Origin of the sequence: Mycobacterium haemophilum DSM 44634, assembly GCF_000340435.2 — a bacterium.
GTDB classification, from domain to species: domain Bacteria; phylum Actinomycetota; class Actinomycetes; order Mycobacteriales; family Mycobacteriaceae; genus Mycobacterium; species Mycobacterium haemophilum.
The window spans coordinates 2,359,028-2,382,864 of record NZ_CP011883.2 but is presented as its reverse complement, the minus strand read 5'-3'; the positions used below and the strand labels follow the sequence as shown (position 1 = coordinate 2,382,864).

The following is a 23,837-nucleotide window of genomic DNA, read 5'->3' as shown; positions in this document are numbered from 1 at the left end:
AAATATCGACGCTCTAGGTGTTGGCGGGTGCGGTGGTACCTGCGCCGCGGTGGCGGGTGATGACGAGGTCGCGGGGGCGCGCTGACTGGGTCGGCTGGTCGAAGCCTTCGATTACGAAGCCGGCGTCGGCGATCATCTCCCGGTCGGCGCGGCCGGGTTGTCCTTGGCTGGTGAGGTAGTCCCCGAGAAAGATCGAATTCGCGAGGTGCAAAGCCAGCGGTTGCAGGGTGCGCAGGTGTATCTCGCGGCCGCCGGCGACGCGGACTTCGACGTCAGGGAAGGCGAACCGGAACATCGCCAGGATGCGCAGGCAGCGCTGCGGAGTCAGCTCCCAATGCCCGCCCAGCGGCGTGCCTTGGAAAGGGATGAGGAAGTTCACCGGCACCGAGTCCGGTCGGAGCTCGCGCAAAGCCAAAACGACATCAACGATGTCCTCATCGGATTCACCCATTCCGACGATGGCACCCGAACACGGAGACAGCCCGGCCGCTTTCGCGGCGGCGACCGTGTCCGCCCGATCGCTGAAGGTGTGAGTCGAGCAGATCCGGGCGTAGTTCTCAGCGCTGGTGTTCAAGTTGTGGTTGTACGCATCGGTGCCGGCCTGCCGAAGCCGGTCAGCTTGCCCCTGTTTGAGCAGCCCCAGGCAGACACACACCTCCACTTGCGGGGCGGAACCTTTGATTGCAGCGACAGTCTCGGCAATGCGTTCGATATCACGATCGCCCGGCCCGCGGCCGGCGGCTACCAGGCAGACGCGTTTAGCGCCGGCATTGATCGCGCTTCGCGCGTGCTGGGCGGCTTCATCGGTGTCGATCCATGAGTACTTGAGGATTTCGGCGGTCGATCCGAGCCGTTGCGAGCAATAACCGCAATCTTCAGGACACATACCGGATTTCATGTTCACCAGGTAGTTGAGTTTGACTCGGCGGCCGAAGAACATGCGCCGCACTCGACCGGCTGCGGCGATCACGTCGAGCAGGTCATCGTCGGTGCTGGCCAACACCGCCAATAACTCGTCGCGGTCCACAGGATCGCCGCGTAGCGCTTTCGTTGTGATCGCGGACAGGAGTTCGTCAAATATTTTATCAATCATGACTATTTGTCCTTTCGTGCTCGCCAAGCAACGCGGCTGGGTGCTCCACCCATTGACTACCGGTTTGGGCACCTGGCCGAGTCCTGCGATAACGCACGTTGGCCGCCAGGACGCGAGGCAACAGCCGGGGGTCTTGTAGCCGTTCAGACGAATCAACGAGATTCAGCACCCGCAAGAAGCGTTCGGCCAGGACGGTGTCGTTCGCCGTGGCGTTCAGCGCAGCCTGCGTTGACCACCGCATGGCCCGCTGCCGCATCGAGCGCGGCTTTGGGACAGGGGCAAGGATGCGGTCGCGGACTTGGTTCGCTGTCCAGGTCGGACCAATTTGTCGCGCCGCAGCGTGAAAGAAGCGTTGCGCCACATCGCGATGACCATAGTTCAGGCAGTCGCGTAATGTCAGGGCCTGCAGGGTGGCCATCGTCATGCCTTGTCCGTAGCTGGGGTCCAGGCTGCATAACGCATCCCCGATCACCACGAGACCCGATGGGAATCTCGGTATCTGATCGAAACGACGCCATATGGCTGCGGTGTTGCGGAGGATCACGCTCTGTCCGAGGGGTTGGGCGTTGCGCAGCCCGGCCATGATCGGCGCCGGCAATGATTGTGCTGCTAGCGTGAGCATCTCGGCCAAGTCGGCCGGTGGCCGGCCCGCCGCGGCGCTGCGGCCGATCGCCAGCATCCAAGTGTCGTGCTCGCAGGCCATCAGCAGGCCCCGGTGCCTGTCGATCCCTCGATTGAACAGTGCCAGCCGTTCGACGATGCACCCTTCGGGGATGCTCAACGGCTGGCTCGAATAGCCGACGTTGACCGCGGAGCGCTCCTCGGGTGGGCGGCCATATCCCAGGTCTTCCAAAAACGCTGGGGTGCACGCGTTCCGGCCTGTGGCATCGACTACTAGATCGGCATCAAGGGCGGTGACTACGCCGTTGTCGCGGTTGATGATTCGAACTCCGAGGATGGAGTCGTTCGCGGCGAGCGGTTCGACCACGTTGTGTCCGTCAAGAAAATTCACGTTAGCCAGGGCTGCGACACGTCGGCGCACGTGAAACTCTAGGAACGGCCGGCTGGCGAGATACACCGCCAACGCCGCCGGATCAGCAAGTGTGCCCGACTGCTTCAACTCGTAGGGACCGCTGCGCACATACACCCGTGACAAGTCCCCGTCATCGATGACGACAGCTCCCGCAGCGGCCAGCTCATGCGGCAGCCCGGGAAACAATTCACCCAGCACATGGCTGCCGCGGCTGAGCAACATGTGTACGTGACGTCCCTGCGGGATGCCCCTGCGATGGGCAGGACGATCGGGCAACGTGTCGCGCTCCACCACCGTGACCGAGTCGTAGAACTCTGAAAGCGCCCCAGCGGCAACCAGACCAGCCATCCCGGCACCCAGCACAACAGCGTGCTCACCGATTTCTTTCACACCAGACCCTTTCCAGTGCGGATGGTCACTGACCCGACGCAAAGGCTGCTCAAGCTCATGACGAGCGACCCTACACCAAAAATAAGAAAAATAAGAGAATCTTAAGATAGCGATAAGGCGTGTCGATCTATTGCAGATCGGCTCGTCCGCGGTGCGTTGGCAATGGCGACCGTGGGTGGCGGGCTACCTGTAGGCGACGCCATAGGTAGCTGTAGCGTGACTGCCGTGAAGCCTTCCTGGGTGTATTCCTCCGTCGTGCTCGCAGCTTGTGTCGCGGCAACCGTTCTCACGCTCGCTGGATCGGGCAAAGCAACCGCGGCCGGCTCGTGCCCAACAGCAACTCCTCAGAACAGCGGAACCCCTGACTGGACGCTGGCCGGGACCACTGGCAGCATCGCGGTCACCGCATCCACGGACACGACAGCTCCGCGTGTGAACGTGACGGCACCGTTCAGCGTGACCCAGACCCAGGTGCATACGCTGCACGCCGGAGACGGACCGGTAGTTCCGGGCACGGCTAGGGTTTCCGTCTGCTACATGGGTGTCAATGGACGTGACGGGTCCGTATTCGACAGTAGCTACCAACGGGGCGCCCCGGTTGACTTTCCGCTTAACGGAGTCGTGCCGGGCTTCCAGAAGGCCATCGCAGGACAAAGGGTCGGGTCCACGGTCGCCGTCGCCATGACCTCCGCGGATGGCTACCCCGACGGTCAGCCCAGTGCTGGAATCCGGCCGGGCGACACGCTCATCTTCGCGATCAAGGTCCTCGGCGCCTCGAGCTGATCTGAGCCGCGCTGCGCTGCGCTGCGCTGCATGCGTAATTTTACGCCGTACTGGCCGTATTGCGTTGCCACGTAACGGGTAAGCGTTTCGATAGCGGCCTTTGTGCAGGCGTATGCGGTTGACATGTCGTAAGCGGGCGCACGAATTTTCCAGCCTCGGCTCAAGGCGCGCGCTCCCGGCATCGCTAACCATGCTGTGTATCAACACTTTTCATTGTCCTGGCCATCGCGCTCAAGGCAGGTCGGTTGACGACTTGCAAGCCGTCGCGCGACCGACCAATAGGGTGAGTTTCATTTGCGATATCACCGGTGAGGAAGGCCGGCCTTGTGGGGCTATTCTGGCGGGTATGGCCATCGAGTCCACCATGCTCGCCCTCGGTACGCCAGCGCCGCCGTTCATGCTGCTCGAGCCGGCCTCCGGCGCCATGATCAGCCTCGACGGGCTCACGGGCCGGGCGCTTGTCGTCACGTTTATCTGTAACCACTGCCCATACGTCCAGCACGTCGCTGCTGGGCTGGCCGCACTCGGTCGGGACCTCGCCGATCGAGGCGTCGCGATGGTCGGTATCTCCAGCAATGACGTGATCACTTACCCGCAGGACGGACCCGATCAGATGGTTGTCGAGGCCCGTCGCCACGGCTGGACCTTTCCGTATCTTTACGACGAGACCCAGGACGTGGCCCGCGCCTTCGCCGCGGCCTGTACGCCCGATACGTTCGTCTTCGATGGCGAGCGTCGACTTGTCTACCGGGGCCAGCTCGACGACTCCCGTCCCAGCAACGACCTCCCGGTGACGGCGGCTGACGTCCGAGCGGCGGTCGACGCAGTGCTCGCAGGACGGCCGGTAGACCCCGATCAGCGGCCGTCGATCGGGTGCAGCATCAAGTGGCGGTGAGCCGAGCTGACGGCGACGGCGCGAGCGCCTCGAACCGCTGAAGCGGACCGCGTGCACTCCGCCCCCCGGGCGCCCACGTCGCCCTCCCCTATCAGCTCCTGACGATGGAACAGTCGTGGTCCTGGAGCTCCTCGGCTGCCACCGGCTGGTCGTCCGTTCCCTCGGCCACGAGCAGCAAGAATTGGTCCGGTGCAATGTTTGCAACGGCAACCGACGCGTGATCCATCGTTGCGCCGTCAGCGGTGACCTTGGCGTAGACGTCCTGGAACAGATTCTTGGACTCGAACGTGTTCCTGTTAACCGCTAGTGCTTGGTAGGTGTGATCCTTTAGATCGGTGGGAAGTGGCTTCCAGCCAACGTATTCGGCCGAATTGACCTGCTTAAGGACCGCCGCTGTCGCCGGTGAGACACACGATATGTGGATGTGCAGCTGATCCTGAGTACGTGCGTTCTTCGGGTTTATTGCGAGGGATATGTCGGGCTCTGGCAGTGAGTTATTGAGTCGCGAGCTGACGAAGGCTCGAGCGGCCCACGCGTCGTAAAGGTAGTTGGGGCTCGCTGGCTCCTGCAAGGCAGGGTCCTCAATTCCTGTGACACGAGCTAGCGGGAGCAAGAGGTACTGGTTCGGATCGTAGCTTGCTTTAAACAAAGCCGTGCCGGACTGTTCATCGACCAACGTGCAAGGATCGTAAGCACCGGTTCGTTGATAGCCGAGTTCGCAACGGTCGTGCACAATTTTCCACAGTGCATCGCGACTGGCTGCAGGCGGGTTGTTCGGCGGCATCGGCGCGGCCGCAGTAGTTGGTGCGCCGGTCAGTGTCGCGATGGCCGCGGCCAGTAAGACACTTCGACGTATCAGCCGACTGCTACTCGACAACTTGGTGCGGGTCGCTTGTGTCATGACGCTATATCGCTCCGTTCGCGGTAACGCGGCTAAGCCGCCCGGGCAAAGTTACTGGCCTACCTTCACCATCTTGTGCGGCGACGGTATCATTGCCGCTGCTCACGGACGAGGACGCGGGCGGGTCGCGGATCGATGTTTGCCTGGTATCGCAACCACGCGCGTAAAGCGTTCAAGCAGCGGGCGTTCGTCAACGCTCGGTCACCGTGTCGACTCGAATTACCGGATGAACGCCTAAGTATCGGTTTGCGTGCCATCGCGCTCTTGAGCACGCCGCTCGCGGTATGCCGCCACGTGCAGGCGGTTGCCGCAGTTGCCCGTGTCACAGAAGATGCGCGAGCGGTTGCGCGACAAGTCCATTAGCACAGCATCGCAGTCCGGCGCAGCACAGATCTTCAGGCGGCGCAACTCCCCGGACCTGATTACATCAGCCAGCGCCATCGCCATCTCCGCGCCCATCCGCTGGGCCAGCGGGTCTCGTTGCGACGCCAGATGCAGGTGCCACTCCGGCATCTCGGGATGGCGGGTCAGCCACGGCGCCGCGTGCGTGTCGGCCAACAGCGCGTTGACCCGACTTGCGAAGCTTTCCTCGTCGGCGGCTGACTCCCAGATCCGACCCAACCGTGCCCGGAGTGCATGTACCGCGGCCAGCTCGGCATCGTCGTGGTCGCGCCGTCCGGTATACCCAAAGTAGTTCAAAAACTTGTCTAACGCGGGCCGCTCGCAGAGCGGCTCGCCGCCGCGGTCGGTGTTGACCAGCATCGTTGCAGCTTTCAGGGTCCGCACGGTGTCATGACTGAAAAGCATTTGACTGCTGACCCCTTCTTGGCTACCGTAACCACCAAAGTTGACTTTACTCATTACACGAGACGTTGGGGGCGAGATGAACGCAAAGAACACCGTCCGTCTCGGAATTGCTTTTGCCATCATGTCGGCGATCACCTTCGGGGTATCCGGGTCCTTTGCGAAGGCGCTGCTGGAAGCCGGCTGGACCCCCACCGCCGCGGTCACAGCACGTCTGGCAGGCGGTGCGCTCGTGGTGGTGCTCGTCGCGACGATCGTGAACCGTGGCTGGCTGAGTGAGGCCATCGCGCATGGCAAGACCCTCATCGTCTACGGCGTGATCCCGGTCGCTGGCGTCCAGCTGTGCTTTTACAACGCTGTCTCGCATTTGTCGGTCGGCGTTGCGTTGCTGCTCGAGTATCTGTCACCGGTGCTGGTGGTCGGGTGGGTGTGGGCTTCCACCCGCAAGCGGCCCAAAACGTCCACCCTCGTTGGTGCCGCGCTGGCGCTCGCAGGCGCCAGCATCGTGCTCAACGTGTTCTCCGGGGCCAAGATTGAGATCGTCGGCGTGGCGTGGGCACTTGGCGCCACGGTGTGTGGGGCTTGTTACTTCCTGCTCTCTCATCGGGTGTCAGCTGGTGGTGAAGGTCTGGATCCCTTGACGTTGGCTGCCGGCGGATTGATCGTCGGCGCGATTACCGTTGCCCTGCTTGGTGTGTGCGGCGTGTTCCCGATGACTTTTACCACCAACGACACCGTCGTCGCCGGCCACACCACTTCATTTTTGGTGCCGGTCGTGGCGCTCGGCCTAGTCGCTACCGCGATGGCTTATCTTTTCGGCATCAACGGTGTAGCGCGGCTAGGGCCGAGTCACGCGTCGCTGATGGGTCTCGGTGAGGTGCTGTGTGCCGTCACCTGGGCATGGCTTTTGGTCGGCGAGGAAATCACCTGGGCCCAAGCAGTCGGAGGTGGTGTCGTGCTGCTCGGCCTGGCGTTGGCTAGCCGCAGTGCCGACCGCACGACCGCACAGGCGACGTGGCCAGAAGTTGGAGTAGTCGACGGCCTCGTCGTCGAGCCGGGCTGATCGGGTGCAGTCCCTGCGGTCAAGGCTCCACGGTCCAGCGATGAATTCTGCGCGCGCGGCAAGTCACACCATTGAGACCGGTAAGTCGATAGCTTCAACACAAAGGGGTGGATCCTATGTCCAATGCCCTGCCACCAATCGTTGATCATCGGACCTGGCGCGACGCGCTCGGCGAACTGCGCGTGCGTGAGAAGGCTGTCACCCGCGAACTCGATGCGATCGCCGCCCAGCGTCGGCGTCTGCCGATGGTGGAGTTGCCTGACTACACCCTGATCGGAGCAGGCGGGCCTATCCGTCTGGTCGACGTTTTCGATGGTCGCTCGCAGCTCATCGTCTACCACCACATGTGGTCGGACGGCGCGGACTGGCAGTGCGGCGGGTGCACCGGTTTCACGTCGCAGTTCACCCGGCTGGAGTTCCTCAACAACTACGACGCCCGGTTCGTCATCGTCACCAACGGACCGATCGAAGAGGCACTCGCCTACAAGCAGAAGGTGGGCAACCAGATGGAGTGGTACTCATCATCGGAGAGCCCATTCGGCACCGACGTGGACGCACCGCCGGGCGGAGGTTTCGCGGTCAACGTGTTCCTCCGCGACGGCGATACCGTGTACCGCACCTGGCATACAACGGGGCGGGGTACCGAGCAACTCAGCCACGCGTTCGCGCTAATCGACATCTTGCCGTGGGGTCGGCAGGAAGAATGGCTCGATTCACCTGAAGGATGGCCTTCGCGGCCGACATACTCGGGGTGGCTGGATTCTCCCGATATCGCGCGCGCCTACGGCCCCAAGGACAACGCATGACCGTCAGCATCGAACGTTACGTCGTCACTCGCACCATCGCCGCTACCCCGCAACAGATTTTCGCGGTGCTAGCCGACCCCTCTCGCCACCAGAACACCGAGCCAGGTGACTGGGTCCGCGACGCGGTGGACACTGCGCCGATCACCGGCACCGGACAGATGTTTGCGATGAACATGTTCCTCACCCAGGCCGGTGGCCACTACATCACGTACAACCTGGTCACTGTGTTCGACAAGGACCGCGCCATCGGCTGGATGCCAGGGCAACTTGACGACTCGGGTAACCACGCCCCCGGAGGGTGGTTCTGGCGCTACGATCTTGCTCCGAACGGGGATCGCACGGACGTCACCCTCACCTATGACTGGAGTGGCACGCCGCAGGATTTTCGCGACCGGATCGGCGGGATGCCCACGTTCCCAGAGGATTACCTCGCCGCGTCGTTGGTGACGCTGGCGCGATCCGTCGCGAGCTGATCCGCCGGCCGAACCTCTCCCCTGCCAAACGCCACACGAACATTATCCCTATCGTAGCCGTTATTCTGCTGTGGTACAGCTTGTTTCGTCCTTACGACAGGTGGTATGTAGCGAGATAGTCCCACTCCGACGTGATGACCAGCCCTCACTGACTCGTCAGTCTCGAGATGACTTCCTGGACAGCTTGGATGCGCAGCTCTAGGCGGTCAGCTGGGATGTCGATCAGCTCGTAGCCGAACCTGCTGTAGCTCCGCTCGTGGATTCGCTCGAACTCCAGTGCGTCCTGATGAGTGATCCGTCGAGCTCTGGTGGGCTCGCAGAAGCTCAGGCTCCGCACGAACAACACCTGCGGTTCGTAGATGCGGTCGGCGTCGATACGCTCGAGCTCCGCCGACAAAGCCATCGAGATCGGCATGCCAAGGTAGATGGCAAGTGCATAGGTGCACACCGGCGATCGGTCGAAGACCTGCACACTGCCGGCGGCCGCGTGGGCGTTGCGCTGACGCTGATGCTGCAAGCCGACGATGTCGTCGATAAACGATGCTTGGGTCCACGGCTCCATCTCGCCTGCCGCTTGGCGGCGGGCGATGACCTCAGTCGCCGCCTCGCTGACAATTGTGTAGCCCAATCGCGCCAGGCCCGACAAGATCGACGTCTTGCCCGAGCCGGGTGCGCCCGTAAGGACATACCGCCGCATGCGTGGACCGCCTTTCCGGTATGGAGGAGCGACCTCCCACTGTGGGGTTGCTGGCTAGGACGGCCAAATCACCCTTCCAGCCGTTCCGGGCATGCTCGACGAGCACGTCCAGCGTGGGCAGCCCGGTTTGATCGAGTGTGGGTCAGGTGCGGTCGACAAGGCCGTCGCACCGGAGCGGATTTGAGCATTACGAAATTTGTTGGAGCAGTTCGTGATTCAGTTGTTTGCGTCGGACTAGCTTGACATCATCCGCAATCATCGCACCAGATGGCGGCCGGCGGAAGGAGGTCGGGAGACGCCTGCATCCAGTAGGCAGGATCCGAACCGAGCTGCACGAGCTCAGCAACTTGTTGGCGGCACCAGGGCGATACGACGAATCGCCCGCTGCTTACGTCCTGGGCAAACTTGGGCCAGTCGAGCAAACGGATGTCATCGGTTTCAGCGGAGTTCGGCTGCGGCAGTTGGGATGTTGTCGCTGAAAACACCGGGCAGAGTTCGTTTTCGACGATTCCGTTGTCCATCACAGCTCGGTACCGGAACCTGGGCAGGATCAGTTTGAGATCGTCAAGCGTGATGCCAAGCTCCTCGCGTGCTCGACGTCTTACGGCGTGAACTAAGGCCTCTCCCGGTGCTGGATGTCCACAACAACTATTGGTCCATGTCCCCGGCCATGTTTTTTTCGTCGCGGCGCGTCTTGTCACCAAGAGTCGACCGTTCGAGTCGAAGATGTAGCAAGAGTAGGCGAGGTGCAGCGGGGTTTGCATGTGGTGGACTGTTTGCTTTTCGGCCACCCCGGAGGAGTAACCGTTCTCATCAAGCAGAACCACATGTTCCATTTTTAAGGCTTTCGATCGGTGGTACGCCTATGGTTCCACATGCGATGTCGCTACACGCCGAAACTCAACCTCCGGCGGACCAGGCGGTCGTGACTGTGCGGGTCTGAGGCGGCGGAAAGTGGGTGTTTGGTGCGCCTAGCTGACCGACTTTGACCGTCCACACCGGCGCCGAGCGGTCGATGCACGTCCTAGCGCCCTGGTTGGGGAGCCACAGGACCGCTAGGTTTGCGCTGGGCTCGCCGCACCCATAGACGCCAACGTAGCCATCGTCGCGCCCAGCCCACGCGCCGCCGTTGCGAAGCAAGCAACGTGTGCCGCCGTCGAGAACTAGCGCGAACGGGTTTGGTGTGGTGGTCGGCTGTACATGCGGGAGCTGACCGCCATAGGTCACCCGATGTAAGCGTTTGTCCCACGGATCGTCAACGCACAATAGTGATTCGGGCGTCGACGGCCAGCAGGTGCCGGCGCTGGCCGCGCTTGGCGAGCAATAGTAGATGTTCTCGGTCACTGCCGACGGCGACGGCATTGTGCAATCGCTGACGGCAGCGACATTGCCCTGCGAAGGTGCCTCTCGGTAACCGTTGGTCGGTTGGCCGCTGGGTCCGACAGCCACCGCTGTGATCACGTCGGTGGGTGTCGGATCAGCAACCGCCGATCCGGCCACCGCGAAAATCGCTAGCGTCATCAGGGCGATCGGCACTACGACAAGTCGCAGCATGCTGTCCACTGGGCGCGTAGCTCCAACGTCCTCCGCCGCTGACTTGGTCAACTTGTCCTTCCTAGGCCACGTGGCCGCGGGCACCGATCTGGCAACAGCAGGTGCGTGAGTCGCTAACATCATGCCGTGCGCTCATTGCTTTCCTGTAAATCGGTTGCTGTTGGCCTAGCGGCGGTCGCGATCGCGGCCGCCTTGACGTTCACTGCCGCTGTAGCGCCCCCTGGGGCGCCGGGGGCCGCGCAGTCGGCCGCTGCGGCGAATTGTCCGCAGGTAGAGGTCGTCTTTGCCCGCGGTCGGATGGAATCACCGGGAACGGGCATACTCGGCAATGCGTTCATCAACGCACTGGAATCCAAAGCCAGCGGTAAAAGCATTGGCGTATACGCGGTGAAGTACCCCGCCGATTCGGAGGTCGACGTCGGCGCCAATGACATGAGCCGACACATCGAGTACATGGTCAATAGCTGTCCGGACACCCGGCTGGTATTGGGTGGTTACTCGCTCGGTGCGGCGGTCACCGACCTGGTGCTCGCGGTACCCATCGCGGCGTTTGGCTTTGACCAACCCCTGCCGGCTGGCGCCGATCAGCACATCGCCGCGGTCGCGTTGTTCGGCAACGGGAGCCAATGGGTGGGTCCGATCACGAACTTCAACCCGCTCTACAACGACAGGACCATCGAGTTGTGCCACGGCGCCGATCCCGTCTGCAACCCGGCTGACCCGCACACCTGGCAAGACAATTGGCCGCAACACCTCGCGAATGCGTACGTTCAGGCCGGTATGGCCAACCAGGCCGCCGACTTCGTGGCAAGCAAGCTGTAGGCGGCTCGTCCGCACGTCGTGTGTGGCAGCGATGCCGCGATGGTTAGCGTCGGCCCGGGTCTGGCGTTGAACTAACCCCAAAACCGCCTGAGGGCCTCTGTCAACGTCGACACCGGGCAACCCTTAGGCCGGTGTGTTTTCGAGCCGGTGCACACCCTGAAGTTTCGGATAACGGGGCCGGTGTCGACTCCCCGTGCGGCAGCGCGCTGCCGGGCCAGGAAAGAAGGATGACGTCGCATCGCTTCGCTGCGTTGACGTGCATGCCGCTGAGCGGCCGCCCAAGCCGGATGCGACTGAAGGAAAACCACCGTTGCACCTGACGCATTCGCCACGATTGTCGAACTCCTTCCAGACCAACGAACTTAGCTGTACTTGTCGCGCCGCCCACACCATGTGGTTCTCGGCCTGCCGTTAGCCCAGGATGCCTAGTAAACCTGTGACAAAACCTTTGTCATGTTGAGAATTAGCCGTGAATCCAGCATTTACTACGCCTCGTTGGCCGGACAACGCGGCGCACTCTAGGGTTACCGGTCGACTATGGAATATTCGACGTTACAAGGGCTTTCGAGTCTCGACGGGTAAGGAGGGCAACCGCACTCCATGCGCTGCTACCAGGGTGACGTGGATCCGGTTGGGGTAGCCAGGCAAGTGGGCGCATGAACGTCGGCAATCGACGGAACCGGTGAGCGGCTGCAAATAGCGATTCCGCTTCGACGACGCGCCAGCCAAGGTCTTCGAAATAGGATAACCCGTTCTCGGGTGCGAACTTGAACGGCGCGTTCTGCAACATGCCAGCCATCTTCTTATTCATCATTTTCTTGAGGCCCGGGCCGGCGAAGTCGAGCATCCACCAGGTGACTTCGGGTCGTGCGATCGCCTCCGATAGCGCGACGACGTCACGGTCGTCGAGGTACATCAGCAGGCCCTCGGTGAGCACCAGCGCTTTCGCAGCGCCGTCCAGCGCTTCGTTGAAGAACGCGTCGCGGGCGTGCGGGTCGGCCAGGTCGACCGCAGTCCGGATCAATTGGCATCGCGGTTCCTGGTCGGCGAGCAGGTGGGTCTTCTCCGTGAGCAACTTCGGCAGATCCGCCTCCACCCAGGTGAGGCCAGTCGGAAGATTCAAACGATACGGCCGGGTATCTAAACCAGCGGCCAGGTTCAACACGCGGTCACAGCCGTCGGTGATCGCTTCGGCAATGGCGTCGTCGATGATCTTGGTGCGCGCGACGAGCCACCAACCGTTGCGACTCATCCGTGGAACTCTGGCGACGATGGCGCGGCCCTGTTCACCGGCAAGATGTTTGGCGAGCGGATCGCTGAACAACGCATCTTTACGTGCCGACTCGGTTGCCCGGTACAACGCCGTCCAGCGAGCCGTATCGGAAACGTGGGTAATGTGCCCGGTGTCTGACATACGTTGCGTTATAGCATCGTTGCCCGCACTGTGCAGCGCAGCATACAGGTTCGTTGCTGGTCGCTTTGGGCCGGTAGTGACGACCCGTGCGCAGGCGGATGTCAGGACGCCGCGCTCTCGGGTTTCAATCTGGCTCGTCCTGGGCTGCTATCGTCCTTTGCTTATGCCCGATATGGATCGTCGCTGCATGTTGTTGACGACAGGGATCGGCATCCTGGCGGCAGCCGCGATCCCTGTCTCGGAGGCCTGGGCTCACCCATCCCGACAGGAGACGCCGGCGGGTCGGTTCCCCCCGCCAGCCGCGCCGTCCGGTCAAACTGGGACCTATCTTTTCCAGGATGAATTTGATGGCCCGGCCGGCTCCGCGCCCAACCCGTCGAAGTGGACCGTTGCGCGAGCCCGCGAGCAAATTAAGGACCCGACGTATTGGGAAAAACCGGAGAACATCGGGCAGTACCGTGATGATCGCCGAAACGTGTTTCTCGACGGTAAGTCCAACCTCGTACTCCGTGCCGCGAAAGACGGCCCCACTTACTACAGCGGCAAGATTCAAAGTCTCTGGCGGGGCGGCGTCGGTCACACCTGGGAAGCTCGGATCAAACTTGATTGCCTGACCGCCGGTAGTTGGCCCGCCTTCTGGCTGGGCAATCAGGATGAGGGCGAAATCGACATACTCGAGTGGTACGGCAACGGCAACTGGCCCTCCGCCACTACCGTCCACGCAAAAGCAAATGGCGGTGAATGGAAGACCCGCAACATCGCAGTGGACAGCGGCTGGCACACGTGGCGATGTCAGTGGGATGAGGTGGGCATCCGCTTCTGGAAAGACTATGTTGACGGCGCACAACCGTACTTCGATGTGCCGGCGAGTTCTCTACCGGATTGGCCGTTTAACGCCCCCGGCTACACCGTTTTCCCGGTGTTGAATCTTGCGGTTGCCGGTTCGGGTGGCGGCGATCCTGGACCAGGGACCTACCCCGCGGACATGCTCGTCGACTGGGTACGTGTCTGGTAAAGCTATAGCCCACGAGACCGACTCATCACATGCGTGATGGTTTTGTCAACTTGACCCGGTGTCTCTAGCGCTGACCACGTTGACGTCGGTCGTGTTGAGATTGTGGGCCTCAATTGTTGCCGAGCTGCTCGGCGGTCGACGCATCCCGTCGCAGTTAGCGCTCTTCTGCGGGGTCGCCGCCAATAGGGCAGAATCGGCTGCGGCGAGTCATGGTCAACTGCCGTTTCGGTCAAGCCGTTGTCGAGCCACCGCATGCTGGAAGACAGAGTGGTCGACCTGCCTCGGTCTGGTCGTCGCTCAGAGATTCTCGGTAAGGGAATCTATGGCACATTCGAGGTTTGGGTGCTACGCCCTTGTGCCGGTGGTCGGTCTGCGGGCAAGGAGGACGTGCGATTAGCAAGCTTGGTTTCTGGAGCGTTGTCATGCTTGGCATCAACTCGATAATCGGGGCGGGTATCTTCCTGACTCCCGGTGCGGTGATCAAGCTCGCTGGACCGTTCGCCCCGATTGCATATATTCTGGCAGGCGTTTTCGCGGCCGTGATGGCGATCGTCTTTGCGACAGCGGCCAAGTATGTAAAGACGAACGGCGCCTCCTATGCGTACGCGACGGCTGCATTTGGGCACCGAGTCGGTATCTATGTCGGTGTCACCCATGCGATTACCGCCTCCATCGCGTGGGGGGTGCTAGCGTCTCTGTTTGTCTCAACATTGTTGAGAGTTGCTTTCCCCGAACAGGTTTGGGCAGACACCGACGAGCTCATCAGCGTGAAGACGCTCACTTTTCTCATATTTATCGGAGTATTATTGGTAATAAACCTATTTGGTAACCGGGTGATCCGGTGGGCCAACGGAATCTCAACCCTGGGAAAGATGTTTGCGCTATCGGTCTTCATCGCCGGCGGGCTGTGGATAATCGTCACACATCACGTGAACAACTACGCGACGTCCCGGTCGGCGTATCAGCCCGCAGCGTACTCGTTGCTCGGTGTCGCCGAGATCGGGAAGAGCGCCGCCGCGAGTTTGGCACTCGCAACGATCGTCGCGTTGTACGCATTCACTGGTTTCGAATCGATCGCTAACGCCGCCGAAGAGATGGACACACCGGACCGCACCCTTCCCAGGGCCATACCACTAGCAATCCTCACCGTCGGCGCCATCTATATGCTCGCCTTAGTCGTAGCAATGCTGCTTGGATCGGACAAGATTGTCGCGACCAACCACACCGTGAAACTGGCCGCGGCCGTCGGGAACGATACTTTCCGCACCATCATCGTTGTTGGAGCCCTAGTCTCGATGTTCGGCATCAACGTGGCGGCGTCGTTCGGTGCTCCTCGGCTCTGGACCGCGTTGTCGGACGGGAGAATCCTGCCGACAAGGTTGTCGCGCAAGAACCGATTCGGCGTTCCCATGGTCGCCTTTGGAATCACGGCGTTCCTGGCGCTCGCCTTCCCGCTGTCGCTTCGATTCGACAGTCTGAACCTTACCGGCCTGGCAGTGATCGCCCGATTCATCCAATTCATAATCGTACCGATCGCGCTCTTCGCGTTGGCGCGTTCTCGGACACCAGAGTATGTGGCCGTGAAGCGAAATGCGTTTACCGACAGGGTGCTACCGATCGCTGCGGTCGTGGTCTCGGTCGGGCTGGCGGTATCGTTCGACTACCAGTCCATCTTTCTTGCGCGCGGAAGCCCCAACTACTTTTCGATTGCATTGATTGCGATTACGTTTATCGGCATACCGGCAATCGCCTACCTCCACTACTACAGAACCAGTGGCCTGAAGTGGGCCAAAGGCAGGTTGACGCTTCGAAGCGTGGGTAGCCCAAACCCGCGATCAGATGCTGCCGTTAGAAGGGACCCGACGCCGGTCGAGCATCGCTGAGCGGGGCTTTGCTTGGAACCTAATGACTACTGAAACAATCTGTGGTTCAACTGTTTGCTGATAGCCGAGATTCGGTCAAGTTAAGCGTTGCGTTAGGCAGGGGTCGTGCTTGGACAGCTGCACGTTCAATTCCAGCGGACCCTGACCCGCTGGTCCCGCTGGTCCGCGTTGGCTGTCGTTGGTCGCCGAAGGACCTCAGACACACCACGCAGGGTAGATTCCGGACATGGACCTTCACGGCAGGACAACCCTTCTCACCGGCGCGACTGGAGGCTTGGGGCGGGCGATCGCCAAAGCGCTGGCATTACGTGGAGCGAAGCTCGTTCTTAGCTCGCGCAAGGCCGAGGACTTGGACCAGCTCGCGGGCTCGCTCTCGGGTGTGGATCACAGGACGGTAGTTTGTGACCTAGCCGCGGAGGGCGCGGTGTTTGCGTTGCTTGAGCAGGTTGGCGACATCGATATATTGGTCGCCAACGCGGGGCTGCCCGGGTCAGGCCGCCTGGAGGGCTTCAATCACGACGAGATCAGCCGCGCGTTTCGTGTCAACCTCGAAGCGCCGGTTCGCATGACCCGTGAGCTGCTGCCCGGCTGGCAGGAGCGCGGTAGTGGCCACTTTGTGTTCATCTCGTCGATCTCCGGGTTCACGGCTATGCCGCGGGCGTCTGTATACGCTGCGACGAAGTTCGGGCTACGGGGATTCGCGCTCAATTTGCGAGAAGACTTGCGTGGCAGCGGCGTCGGAGTTTCGGTCATTACCCCTGGCGCGATTCGCGAGGCCGGGATGTTCGCGGATAGCGGCGCCCCGCCGCCGCCCGGTATCGGCACGGGCACGCCCGAGCAGGTGGCCAACGCCGTCGTACGGGCGATCGAGCGCAACAAGCCGGAAATTTCGGTGGCCCCTGTGCGGCAACGGGCGCTTGCCCGGTTCGCGATGCTAGCGCCCGAGATCTTCGGTCGAATCGCTGGGTCGGTTGCTGCTAAGGCCGCCGATGCGGTTGTCGCAGGCCAAGCGGACAAGCGCTAAGGCAAGTCAAAGTTGGTCGCGTAATAGTTTGCCCGCACTCCCCCACCCCGCGGCGTAGCTTGATGCGGTAGATTGCCGTCGCGACCGGCTCAGGAGGATGGGATGGCGTGCTGCGACTTCCCAACTGCGGCGAAAGACTGCGACGGAGCCTTCACCATTGACGCGTCCCGGGTCACCTTCGGGCGCGGCTGCTTGGCAGAAGTAGGTGCCAGAGCCAGTGCGCTGGGGCTGCGGCGGGTGGCGTTGTTCTCCGATGCCGATGTGGCTAAATTGTCGATCTTCGAGAAGACGCGCGCCTCGCTGTTGGCGGCTGGGCTAGCGGTGATCACCTACACCGACGTGCACGTCGAGCCCACCGACATGTCTTTTCTGGACGGGGCGCGCTTCGCGCAAGAGTTGAACCCCGATGGCTACGTGTCACTGGGCGGTGGCTCTGTCATCGATACGTGTAAGGCCGCCAATCTGTACGCGACTTATCCCGCTGAACTACTTACTTACGTCAATGCGCCGGTGGGGGAAGGCAAACCCGTGCCTGGCCCGCTTAAGCCGCATATCGCCTGCCCCACGACGGCCGGCACCGGCAGCGAGGTAACGGGCATCACGATCTTTGACCTTCTCTCGTTGTCGGCGAAGACCGGCATCGCTTCGCCGGCACTACGTCCCACTGAGGCCCTGGTCGACCCGGATTGCACCGCGAGTCTGCCTCCCGAGGTTGTCGCCGCAGCGGGGCTCGATGTGCTGTCGCACGCTTTAGAGTCCTACACCGCGCGGCCCTATGTCCGTCGGCTCGCTCCCGAACGCCCCAACCTGCGGCCGATGAGTCAAGGCGCTAACCCGTGGAGTGATCTGGGCTGTCGTGCGGCGTTGCGCTTGTTGGGCCAATACTTGGAGCGAGCGGTGCAGGATAGCGCCGACAGTGAGGCCCGGGAGCAGATGATGTGGGCCGCGACGCTTGCGGGCATCGCCTTTGGCAACGCGGGCGTTCATGCACCGCACGGCATGGCCTACGCAGTCGCGGGGCTGGTACGTGACTTCCGCCCCTCGGGCTATCCGGCCGATAAGCCGCTCGTGCCGCACGGCATGGCCGTTATTGTCAACGCCCCCTCGGTGTTCCGTTTCACCGCGCAGGTGAGTCCAGAGCGTCATTTGGAGGGAGCCCAGCTGCTCGGCGCCGATACACAGGGTGCTGATGCCAACGATGCGGGCGAAGTGCTTGCGAACGAAATTATCCGCATCATGCGCGCGGTGGGAATGCCGAATGGGCTGAGTGGGGTGGGCTATACCGACGATGATGTGGCGGCCCTCGCCGAGGGCGCTTACCCGCAACAGCGCCTTTTGCAGAACGCACCCCGAGCGATGAGTAAACCTGTTCTGGCGGACCTGTTTCGGCAAGCTATGCGCTATTGGTAGTACACGGTGGCTACTTCCTTGCTGCGCAATATGTTTCGGCATAAGCTGACCAGCTCCGAAATTCGGGTCACGTCGGTGGGCGCGCTGCGCAGCGCTTGCTCGTTCTCCCCGAGGCCGGCGACGCCGCACACCGCATTATCAAGGACCAAGCCCCTGCGGCTGGCGATAGGCTGACTCATGTGCCTATTATCTGCGTATGAATGCAGATATCCGTGAGGTGTTTATCGGTCGTCGAGCGCTAGATGCGCCCGAGCGATGACTCACCTGCGCGGTCAATCCGTTTGCACCACTGACGATCACAATCACAGCCATTCCCTTGGCCATGATCATCGGCGTGGTCTGGGTTGGGCGGTGAGGCAGATCTTCGCGCCGCACTCACACGATGTCGCCGACAGCGTCGACAGTCCGTTGGAATCCAGCGCTGCAGGGATCCGTGCGGTCAAGATCAGCCTGTTGGTGCTCGGGCTGACCTCGATTGCGCAGATCGTCGTCGTAAGCATTTCCGGGTCTGTGGCGTTGGTTGCCGATACGATCCACAATTTCTCGGACGCCCTGACCGCGGTGCCGCTGTGGATCGCATTCGTGTTAGGAACTAAGGCCGCCACACGCCGCTACAGCTATGGGTTCGGCCGTGCTGAGGACCTGGCTGGGTTGTTTGTGGTGACAATGATCGGGCTGTCGGCGATCGTTGCCGGATACGAAGCGGTTCTGCGACTAACCCATCCTCAACGGATTGAGCACATCGGTTGGGTCGCGCTGGCGGGGTTGATCGGGTTCATCGGCAACGAATGGGTGGCCTGCTACCGCATTGGGGTCGGGCGTCGCATCGGCTCCGCCGCGTTGATTGCCGATGGCCGGCATGCCCGCACTGACGGGTTCACCTCCCTGGCGGTGCTGTTCTCCGCCGGCGGTGTCGCGCTTGGGTTTCCACTGGCCGATCCCATCATCGGCTTGGTTATCACCGTGGCCATCCTGGCCGTGCTGCGCACCACAGTGCGTGACGTGTTCCGCCGGCTACTCGACGGAGTGGAGCCGGCGATGGTCGACGCCGCCGAACAGGCGTTGGCGGCCCAGCCCGGGGTGCAGGCGGTGCGCAGTGTGCGGATGCGTTGGATCGGCCACCGCCTGCACGCTGATGCCGAACTTGATGTCGATCCCACCCTTACCCTGGCCCAGGCGCACCGCATCGCCCATGACGCCGAACACCGACTTACCCATGCCATACCCAAACTCGCCACCGCACTGATCCATGCCTATCCGGCCGAGCATGACGTCACGGAGTGAGTGCCCGGTGTCAATCGAGCCAGGCTCGGGTATTTGCTCCCAAACGCCGTCAAGATTGGCGTAGTGTCCCCAAGCCATGGCTGATGCGATTCGTTTCGTCGACGCGAACGGGCTCAGATTCGCCTACCTCGAGGAAGGCTCGGGGCCACTTGTGCTCATGCTGCATGGCTTTCCGGACACGGCGCATTCCTGGGACGATCTTCGCCCGCGAATCGCCGCGAAAGGGTATCGCGCGGTCAGCCCGTTTATGCGCGGGTACCACCCCACAGAAATCCCGGATCGTGACACAGATCAAGAGACCCTAGCGCGCGATCCGCTTGCCTTGATCGAAGCGCTCGGCGCCCGCGACGCCATCATCATCGGACACGATTGGGGAGCCTCGGCTGGATACGGCGCCGCGGCGCTCGATCCGGATCGAGTGAAAAAACTCTTTGTTATCGGCATTCCGCACCCAGCGGCGCTCAAACCCTCGCTGAGGAAGCTTTGGGGTGTCCGGCACTTCGTGGCATACAAGCTGCCGGGCGCGCCGAACCGTTTCGCACGCAATGACTTCGCGGGGCTACCTGCCATCTATCGGAGATGGTCCCCGACCTGGAACCCCGATCCAGCCGAGTTCGACGCCGTGCGTACTAGCTTCTCAAACCCGGCGAGTTTAAACGCGGCGTTCGGCTATTACCGAAAGCTCTCCCCTATACCCACCGCATCGCTGAAAGTGCGGATCGCCGTGCCAGTGGTCGTGTTTGCGGGCCTCGATGATCCAATTGCCGAGCCCGCGGACTACCGGGGTGCCGCCCGGATGTTCGAGAACAAGTACCTCGTCGAGGAAGTCCGAGGTGGGCATTTCATGCATCGGGAGCATCCCGAAGCGTTCGCCAAGCGGCTTTTGGCTCATCTGTGAGCACAGATCGGTGCTGCAGACGCAGATGCCCGGGGTGTCTCGCGTGATGACCACCATGCGAGGGTCGCAACCCGGAATTTGCGACGAATATCACAGTCGACCAGAGTGCCGACCCGCTCCCAGGTATTTCACAGGTTGCGTACTCCTATCAGACCTTTAGAATTGGCTCGACTAGAATTTGGTTCTATCGCCCAGCGAAGCTGGACTTCAAGTTCTCGGCGGTAAAGGCGCCGCAGTGCAGTGACCGTAGGGTGAGGTGGCGGTTCCAACGCACGTATTGTGACCGCTTACAAGTACACAGGAGCAGTACGCAAATGGAATCCATGTCACACGATCCGGCCGCCGGCGACATTGGCTCGCAACTAGTCGACATTGCTGGGCAGGGCCTGGCCTCCGGTGCGTCGGCGTTACCGTCATTGACCTCGCTAATACCGGCCGGCAGTGAAGAAGTTTCGATGCAGGCGGCGCTAGCTTTCATGCAAGATGCCACACAGATGTTGGCCTCTAACAGCTCGGCGCAACAAGAACTTATGCAGACCGGCACGGCGTTGATGAATATTTCGCGCACGTATTCGCAGGTTGACGACACCGCCGCGGATACTTTGGGGTTCGGTACGGCCGCCCGTGCGGTCTCGAATGAGTTGGCGGGTGGATCGGGCGTAAGCACGAGCGCGGGGGTGATGCGCGCGGAGGCGCTAGGTGCGGCCCGCACGCCGCTGATGAGCCAATTGGTCGATAACCCAGTTGTCGGCGGGACGACAGGAACGACTGCCCCAGCGGCCGCCAACGCTGCATCAGCGGCGCTTGGTACCGGCACTGCTCCACTGAGCTCGATGGGCCAGGGCGCGCAAGCCGGCGCTAGCTCCAAACCAGGGCTAGTGTCGGCGGTCGCCCACGATCAGGACGACTACGACGACGGCGACGGCGAAGAGCCCGACGACGAGGAAGCCGGTTACGGTCACACGGTGTGATCGAGGTTCTGGGCTGCGCCGAGCCCTAGTCGACAGCGGTAGCGGGGCTCCGGCTCACTGACACGTCTCCGCTCAAAGAAATAATGTCGTAGGTCATAGTCCCCGGACCCGAACGCGTCTCCTACGCTTGCGCTGATACTCGAATGGCGAAGGAGGTGTCGTGACCAACCCCGAACTGGCCACCGTGTTGCGAAACATGAAGGTCCCGGAGCGTATGACCGGTAGCCAAGCGCTCCGTGCCTTCTTACTTGAGCACGCAGAGGATGCGCCAAAGAGCCCAGAAGAACTCCAACAGTTGAACGGGTTGATCCTCATTTCTCACCTAGAGGTGGTTAATGCCCTCGGCGCGCTGGAAGAACGCTACGCCTTGATGCGAAACCGGAAGCGCAGAAGGTGGTTCTAGCTGTGGGTGCACAAGCTGACGAGCAATTCGAGCGCCCCTCCCCTATTCGAGACTGTCGGTGGTTTAACGACAGCTGTGTCGAGTTCGCGGAACTGCGCTACGTGCGGAGCGTGGCCAGCGCCGCTTCATAATCGGGCTCCTCGGCGATTTCCGGTACCAGCTGCGCGTGTGCGACCTTGCCGTCGGCGTCAATCACTACGACGGCCCGTGCCAGCAGTCCGGCCATCGGACCATCGGCGATGGTGACGCCGTAGTCCTCACCAAAACTGTCGCGGAATGCCGAAGCCGTTGTGACGTTATCGGTCGCCTCCGCGCCGCAGAATCGTTTCTGCGCGAACGGCAGATCTTTCGAGACGCACACCACGGTCAGACCAGTCGCGGCAGCGCGCTCGTCGAAGGTCCGCACGCTAGTCGCGCATACCGGGGTGTCCACGGACGGAAAGATGTTCAGCAACACGGACTTGCCGCGGAACTGCTCGCTGCTGACCGTGCTCAGGTCAGCGCCGGTCAGTTTGAACTCAGGAGCCTGAGATCCGACGGCGGGCAGCTCGCCGACTGTGTTGATCGGGTTTCCACGCAAGGTTATCTGTGCCATGTGCACAGTCTGCCAAGGCCGCCTGGGCAGCCTTGGGTCAGGTCCGCCCGAGTGGAGTTTTCTGACGGCTAGCTCGACCTCAGCTCTGGTAGGACCTGCCCGTAGCCGACACAGCAGAGCGTCATGAGGTAATGGACAAATGAATGTATTAGACATGTTCGATTTGCGCGGTAAGACCGCGTTGGTGACCGGGGCGTCCAGCGGCATCGGCAAGAAGGTGGCGCTGGCGTATGTCCAGGCCGGGGCCCACGTAGCGGTGGCGGCGCGGCATTCCGAAGCTTTGCGCAAGTTCGCTGCCGAGATCGCCCCGACTGGCGGCAAGGTCGTACCGATTTCCTGCGATGTGACCCATCCGGACCAGGTGACCAACATGGTGGACCAGGTGACCGCAGAGCTAGGTGGGATCGACATCGCGGTTTGCAACGCCGGGATCATCACAGTCGCCCCGATGCTGGACATGCCGCTCGAAGAATTCCAGACTATCCAGAACACCAATGTGACGGGTGTGTTCCTAACGGCCCAGGCAGCTGCCCGGGCTATGGTCCGGCAGGGACGGGGCGGGGTCATCATCAACACCGCTTCGATGTCCGGCCGCATCATCAACATCCCGCAGCAGGTAGGCCACTACTGCGCCTCCAAGGCGGCGGTCATCCACCTGACCAAGGCCATGGCCGTGGAGTTCGCGCCGCATAAGATCCGGGTCAACAGCGTCAGTCCGGGCTATATCCTCACCGAGCTCGTTGAGCCCTATACCGAACTTCACCCGCTGTGGGAACCGAAGATTCCGATGGGCCGATTGGGCCGACCTGAAGAACTCACCGGCCTCTACCTCTATTTGGCCAGCGAGGCTTCCAGCTATATGACCGGCTCCGACATTGTGATTGACGGTGGATACAGCTGCCCGTGAAATCACGGCCTATCGCTCTATCTGACCGGCGATCCCACGCTCGATGCTGGCCTGCGTCGCGGTTGGCAACACGATAAGGCCATCGAGTTCCTTACCTGCTAGGTCGTAAGCATTCTGGCGTTCCTGCGGCGCCGCAGCGGAATCCGACGCTACCCGCAACAGGCTTTGAGCGCGGGCAATCCGCTGCTGCTCGTCTCGTGAGAAATCGTTGCGGCGTCTGCGTATTGCCTCCGCCTCAGCGACATTGAAAGCCGTCACATAGTCCTCAACGGCGGCCTGATACTGCGCCGCGCCTTCGCGGTCATCGAGGAGATCTTCAGCTTTGACCGGATGTAAGAAATCTGCCCGGAGCTTGGCTTTGTGGAAACCGATCGTGAGCGGATCGCGCATATCGGTCATGAGTGGGAAGTCGAGAAGCTTGGCGACGTCGAGTTCATACTCCAGCCAGCGTGCGTCGGTACGGCGGTGTTCGTCTAGCACGCGTCTGAGCGACCGCCACTGCGCGGCTTGATTGTTGCCGGTGCGTCGGGGCGACGCAGTGGCAGTATCTCGCATTTCTGCCGGATCGGAATTTTGGGATTCCTCGGCTCGCCGCTGGTTGGCGGCGAATGCTCTCATCGCAGCGACGACCACACCTGCCAACGGCAGTATCACAATCAGCAACTCCGCTAACCGGAATAGCAAACCCACATGGCCAGGATGCCACCTCGGCGATCGCC

The 23,837-nt window shown here is 61.8% G+C and carries 25 protein-coding genes and 1 pseudogene; 15 read left to right on the top strand and 11 right to left on the bottom strand.

All coding sequences use genetic code 11. From position 1 onward, the window contains the following. Window positions 1-13 precede the first annotated feature (13 nt). Both bioB and B586_RS11195 read right to left on the bottom strand, forming a co-directional pair. Complete coding sequence (bioB, locus tag B586_RS11200; protein WP_054879927.1) at window positions 14-1,093, bottom strand: biotin synthase BioB; 1,080 nt, start codon at window positions 1,091-1,093, stop codon at window positions 14-16. Next, window positions 1,086-2,516 carry an FAD-dependent oxidoreductase gene (locus B586_RS11195; protein ID WP_054879928.1) on the bottom strand — a complete coding sequence of 477 codons (1,431 nt, stop codon included), beginning with the start codon at window positions 2,514-2,516 and terminating at the stop codon, window positions 1,086-1,088. Before B586_RS11195 ends, bioB begins: the two co-directional genes overlap by 8 nt. Before the next feature lie 225 nt (window positions 2,517-2,741). Between B586_RS11195 and B586_RS11190 the strand changes: the two genes are divergently transcribed. After that, complete coding sequence (locus B586_RS11190; RefSeq protein WP_418001135.1) at window positions 2,742-3,299, top strand: FKBP-type peptidyl-prolyl cis-trans isomerase; 558 nt, start codon at window positions 2,742-2,744, stop codon at window positions 3,297-3,299. A gap of 346 nt (window positions 3,300-3,645) precedes the next feature. Continuing rightward, complete coding sequence (locus B586_RS11185) at window positions 3,646-4,194, top strand: thioredoxin family protein (RefSeq protein WP_047314076.1); 549 nt, start codon at window positions 3,646-3,648, stop codon at window positions 4,192-4,194. 91 nt (window positions 4,195-4,285) lie between these two features. On the opposite strand, the gene B586_RS11180 is transcribed toward B586_RS11185, so the two are convergent. Beyond that, a complete protein-coding gene (locus B586_RS11180; protein WP_257720462.1) occupies window positions 4,286-5,095 on the bottom strand; it encodes a CDP-diacylglycerol diphosphatase in 810 nt (269 codons plus the stop codon). A 234-nt stretch (window positions 5,096-5,329) separates the two neighbouring features. Continuing rightward, window positions 5,330-5,902, bottom strand: coding sequence for a CGNR zinc finger domain-containing protein (locus B586_RS11175; protein WP_047314077.1), 573 nt, complete (start codon window positions 5,900-5,902; stop codon window positions 5,330-5,332). 76 nt (window positions 5,903-5,978) lie between these two features. On the opposite strand from B586_RS11175, the gene B586_RS11170 reads away from it, so the two are divergent. From B586_RS11170 to B586_RS11160, 3 genes are all read left to right on the top strand, one after another. Continuing rightward, window positions 5,979-6,962 carry an EamA family transporter gene (locus B586_RS11170; protein WP_047314078.1) on the top strand — a complete coding sequence of 328 codons (984 nt, stop codon included), beginning with the start codon at window positions 5,979-5,981 and terminating at the stop codon, window positions 6,960-6,962. A 116-nt stretch (window positions 6,963-7,078) separates the two neighbouring features. Beyond that, window positions 7,079-7,768 (top strand): DUF899 domain-containing protein, encoded by a 690-nt coding sequence (locus B586_RS11165; RefSeq protein WP_047314079.1) that lies wholly within the window; start codon window positions 7,079-7,081, stop codon window positions 7,766-7,768. Further along, complete coding sequence (locus tag B586_RS11160; RefSeq protein WP_054879929.1) at window positions 7,765-8,241, top strand: SRPBCC family protein; 477 nt, start codon at window positions 7,765-7,767, stop codon at window positions 8,239-8,241. Before B586_RS11165 ends, B586_RS11160 begins: the two co-directional genes overlap by 4 nt. A gap of 145 nt (window positions 8,242-8,386) precedes the next feature. Here the strand turns inward: B586_RS11160 and B586_RS11155 are convergent, their stop codons facing one another. From B586_RS11155 to B586_RS21610, 3 genes are all read right to left on the bottom strand, one after another. Continuing rightward, window positions 8,387-8,938, bottom strand: coding sequence for an AAA family ATPase (locus B586_RS11155; RefSeq protein ID WP_054879930.1), 552 nt, complete (start codon window positions 8,936-8,938; stop codon window positions 8,387-8,389). 245 nt (window positions 8,939-9,183) lie between these two features. Next, on the bottom strand, window positions 9,184-9,774 hold the full coding sequence (idi, locus tag B586_RS11150; protein ID WP_054879931.1) for an isopentenyl-diphosphate Delta-isomerase: 591 nt from the start codon (window positions 9,772-9,774) through the stop codon (window positions 9,184-9,186). Between the two features lie 64 nt (window positions 9,775-9,838). Next, a complete protein-coding gene (locus B586_RS21610) occupies window positions 9,839-10,492 on the bottom strand; it encodes a hypothetical protein (RefSeq protein ID WP_054880958.1) in 654 nt (217 codons plus the stop codon). 126 nt (window positions 10,493-10,618) lie between these two features. On the opposite strand from B586_RS21610, the gene B586_RS11140 reads away from it, so the two are divergent. Next, window positions 10,619-11,314: a cutinase family protein gene (locus tag B586_RS11140; RefSeq protein ID WP_047314083.1), complete on the top strand. Its 696-nt coding sequence runs from the start codon at window positions 10,619-10,621 to the stop codon at window positions 11,312-11,314. A 535-nt stretch (window positions 11,315-11,849) separates the two neighbouring features. Here B586_RS11140 and B586_RS11135 read toward each other — a convergent pair. Continuing rightward, window positions 11,850-12,728, bottom strand: coding sequence for a class I SAM-dependent methyltransferase (locus B586_RS11135; protein ID WP_047314084.1), 879 nt, complete (start codon window positions 12,726-12,728; stop codon window positions 11,850-11,852). 163 nt (window positions 12,729-12,891) lie between these two features. On the opposite strand from B586_RS11135, the gene B586_RS11130 reads away from it, so the two are divergent. From B586_RS11130 to B586_RS11115, 4 genes and pseudogenes are all read left to right on the top strand, one after another. Continuing rightward, entirely contained in the window at window positions 12,892-13,743 is an 852-nt protein-coding gene (locus tag B586_RS11130) for a glycoside hydrolase family 16 protein (RefSeq protein WP_054879932.1), read from the top strand. Window positions 13,744-14,165: 422 nt separating this feature from the next. Beyond that, window positions 14,166-15,512: pseudogene (locus B586_RS11125) on the top strand (APC family permease); the annotation flags it as partial. A gap of 340 nt (window positions 15,513-15,852) precedes the next feature. After that, window positions 15,853-16,650: an SDR family NAD(P)-dependent oxidoreductase gene (locus B586_RS11120; RefSeq protein WP_054879933.1), complete on the top strand. Its 798-nt coding sequence runs from the start codon at window positions 15,853-15,855 to the stop codon at window positions 16,648-16,650. 102 nt (window positions 16,651-16,752) lie between these two features. After that, a complete protein-coding gene (locus B586_RS11115) occupies window positions 16,753-18,060 on the top strand; it encodes a hydroxyacid-oxoacid transhydrogenase (RefSeq protein ID WP_054879934.1) in 1,308 nt (435 codons plus the stop codon). On the opposite strand, the gene B586_RS20905 is transcribed toward B586_RS11115, so the two are convergent. Beyond that, a complete protein-coding gene (locus tag B586_RS20905) occupies window positions 18,051-18,239 on the bottom strand; it encodes a hypothetical protein (RefSeq protein WP_156406755.1) in 189 nt (62 codons plus the stop codon). The genes B586_RS11115 and B586_RS20905 overlap by 10 nt on opposite strands. 76 nt (window positions 18,240-18,315) lie before the next feature. Between B586_RS20905 and B586_RS11110 the strand changes: the two genes are divergently transcribed. From B586_RS11110 to B586_RS11095, 4 genes are all read left to right on the top strand, one after another. Beyond that, window positions 18,316-19,344: a cation diffusion facilitator family transporter gene (locus B586_RS11110; protein WP_054879935.1), complete on the top strand. Its 1,029-nt coding sequence runs from the start codon at window positions 18,316-18,318 to the stop codon at window positions 19,342-19,344. 76 nt (window positions 19,345-19,420) lie between these two features. Then, window positions 19,421-20,242: an alpha/beta fold hydrolase gene (locus B586_RS11105; RefSeq protein ID WP_054879936.1), complete on the top strand. Its 822-nt coding sequence runs from the start codon at window positions 19,421-19,423 to the stop codon at window positions 20,240-20,242. Window positions 20,243-20,556: 314 nt separating this feature from the next. After that, window positions 20,557-21,213 carry a PE family protein gene (locus B586_RS11100; RefSeq protein ID WP_054879937.1) on the top strand — a complete coding sequence of 219 codons (657 nt, stop codon included), beginning with the start codon at window positions 20,557-20,559 and terminating at the stop codon, window positions 21,211-21,213. A gap of 160 nt (window positions 21,214-21,373) precedes the next feature. Continuing rightward, window positions 21,374-21,616, top strand: coding sequence for a hypothetical protein (locus tag B586_RS11095; RefSeq protein ID WP_054879938.1), 243 nt, complete (start codon window positions 21,374-21,376; stop codon window positions 21,614-21,616). Window positions 21,617-21,713: 97 nt separating this feature from the next. Here the strand turns inward: B586_RS11095 and tpx are convergent, their stop codons facing one another. Then, complete coding sequence (gene tpx, locus B586_RS11090; RefSeq protein WP_047314093.1) at window positions 21,714-22,211, bottom strand: thiol peroxidase; 498 nt, start codon at window positions 22,209-22,211, stop codon at window positions 21,714-21,716. Window positions 22,212-22,350: 139 nt separating this feature from the next. Here tpx and B586_RS11085 point away from each other — a divergent pair, with 139 nt between their 5' ends. After that, window positions 22,351-23,118 carry an SDR family oxidoreductase gene (locus tag B586_RS11085; protein WP_047314094.1) on the top strand — a complete coding sequence of 256 codons (768 nt, stop codon included), beginning with the start codon at window positions 22,351-22,353 and terminating at the stop codon, window positions 23,116-23,118. Window positions 23,119-23,127: 9 nt separating this feature from the next. On the opposite strand, the gene B586_RS11080 is transcribed toward B586_RS11085, so the two are convergent. Further along, window positions 23,128-23,808, bottom strand: a complete 681-nt coding sequence (locus B586_RS11080) for a hypothetical protein (RefSeq protein ID WP_047314095.1) — start codon at window positions 23,806-23,808, stop codon at window positions 23,128-23,130. Window positions 23,809-23,837 lie beyond the last annotated feature (29 nt).